The sequence below is a fragment of the Streptomyces cellostaticus genome (assembly GCF_023630175.1).
Taxonomy (GTDB): Bacteria; Actinomycetota; Actinomycetes; order Streptomycetales; family Streptomycetaceae; genus Streptomyces; species Streptomyces cellostaticus_A.
This window is the reverse complement of the sequence record NZ_JALLIN010000109.1, coordinates 1-2,418: the sequence shown is the minus strand read 5'-3', so window position 1 is coordinate 2,418 and position 2,418 is coordinate 1. Positions and strand designations below refer to the sequence as shown.

General features: G+C 68.8%; 1 protein-coding gene. It reads left to right on the top strand.

The features are described from left to right. Positions 1 to 1,122 precede the first annotated feature (1,122 nt). A partial coding sequence (gene mycP / locus MXD57_RS31160) for a type VII secretion-associated serine protease mycosin (protein ID WP_250405569.1) occupies positions 1,123 to 2,418 on the top strand: 1,296 nt, incomplete at its 3' end.

Below are 2,418 nucleotides of genomic sequence, written 5' to 3'. Positions count from 1 at the left end.
TCGGTTCGGCGGCGAAACTCATATTTCCGCCCCTACCGACGGGGGAAAGGGGACTTACCCCGGGACGCCCGTGCGAACAGAGGTACCAGTACGGCAGACAACCGTCGACTCCAGCGTGAGCCGGACGAGTCCTGTATTGAGGGTGTCCCTGCCACACCATCCAACGGATGTAGCCAGCGTGTCAGATGTTCCGCTGCCGCGACATCACGTAGATGCTGCGAACACGGTGATCGACAGCACAGGCACCCTGCCGTCTGCTCCGGTGAATCCCGCCTCCCCGTCAGCGCCGCCTGTCGGACCGGGGGGCAGCCCGGACGGTCGGGCACCATCGGTGACCGGGTCACTCCCGTCACCTGCGTTCGGGACCGGAACGCCCTTGCCTCCCGGTATCCGAGGAGGCGGTGAGCGTCCTGTGTACGGTGGCCGGGGCCCTCTGGCCACGCCATCCGGACCGGGTACGTCCGCGGGCCCGCGTGTCCCAGGACGCGGATTCTCCGGCCCCTACGGCCCCGGTGCGACCGGCGCTGAGCCCGGGCCGACTGGCTCCCCCTCGGCCAGGAGCGCCAATGGCATCACAGGCGGTCGTCCCGTCTCGCCAACGGCGGGACGGCCTGCCGGTGCGTTTCCACGTGGCAACGTCATCGGCGGCACTCCGAACGAGCAGCAAGCTCCCAGCGGCCGTGGCGCCGGGCTGAGAAGCCGTGCCACAGGGGCCACGCCGGCCCGCGACGAAGACCGCGCTGCGAACCGCGAGGGCGCGGCGCGAGGGCGAATGCCTGCCTCGTCCAACGGGATCGTCGGGGGGCAGCCCAGACCTTCCCGAGACCGCAAGCGGGCAGGTTTCACCTCGCGAGGTGTCCGGTCCGCAAGCGAAGCGAGCGCAAACGAGCCGCTGCAGCAGCGAGGTGGACCATCACGTGGTGCCTCTCCCCCCGTCCCGAAGCGTGACGACCGTTCAGTCCGCGCCAGGCGCGCTGGCAGCCGCGAGACCGGCCAGGCAGAGGACAGGGAGCACCAGGCAGAGGGAAACGCGGAGCACCAGGCAGCGGAGAAGAAGAACCGACCACTCCCGCCGCCACTGCCCAAAGGGCCCGATGGAGACCTAGGACGAGAAGGATGACCATGCGCAGCCGCAGCGAGCGGGCGAGATGGCGCAGCCGGGCCGTGTCCGCGGCCGCGGGGGCCTTGTTGGCGAGCGTTGCCGTTACTCCCGCGCACGCTGATACTGTCCGCGAGCGGCAGTGGTACCTCGATGCCATGCACGCCGATGAGATGTGGAAGACCAGTACGGGCAAGGGCATCACGGTCGCGGTGATCGACACCGGTGTCCAGGCCGACCTTCCGGACCTGCGGGGCCAGGTCGTTGCCGGCAAGGATTTCTCGAAGCGCGCCGGTGACGAACGTACGGACTACGACGGTCACGGCACCACCATGGCCGTGCTCATCGCCGGCACCGGTGCCAAGGATGCGACTACGGGCTCGTACGGCCTGGCTCCCGGGACCAAGATCATGCCGATCCGTACTCCGGGCTTCATCGAGCGTAACCGCGCTGACGGCAACCAGGACGACTTTCCCACCACCACGGCGAAGGCCATCCGGTTCGCGGCCGATTCCCGCGCCCAGATCATCAGCATTTCGGGAGGCAGCGCCGAGAACTCTCGGGAGCTGACGGACGCTGTCGCCTATGCGTTGTCCAAAGGCAAGCTGATTTTCGCAGCTGTGGGCAATGACGGCGACGCCCTCAACGAAGTCAATTACCCGGGCGCAACTCCCGGCGTAGTGGGCATCGGAGCGATCGACAAAAGCGTCAAGGCAACGAAGGAGTCCGAGCACGGCCCCCAGGTCGATCTGGTCGCGCCGGGCGAGGACATCATCTCCGCCTGCCTCGGCGGCACAGAACTGTGCAGTTCACACGGCACCAGTGACGCCACTGCCCTCGCCTCCGCCTCCGCCGCCCTGATCTGGTCCAAGCACCCGAACTGGACCAACAACCAGGTGCTGCGGGGCATGCTCAACACCGCGAGCAAGCCGACAAGCGGCAAGGAGCGCACGGACTACCTCGGCTACGGCGCCGTCCGCCCCCGCATCGCGCTGACCGACCCCGGCGACCCCGGCCCGGCCGACGTCTACCCGCTGCCCGACTTCAAGCAAGCGGCACCCAAGACCTCCAACGGGTCAGCCACGGCCTCCGCGAAGGATGACGGCAGCCCATCGCCGACAGCATCCGCATCTGGGAGCGACGGCTCTGCACTGCCGTGGATTCTCGGGGGCGCGGGAGTTGTCGTGGTTGCGGGTGGCGCTCTCGCCGCTGGGGAGGTACGTAGGCGCCGACGTGCAGCGGCGGCAGCCCAGGCTCACCCGGCCAGGCCACCTGGGCTGGGGCAGACGCCGTGGTACGGAGACGGCAACCACGGGGGG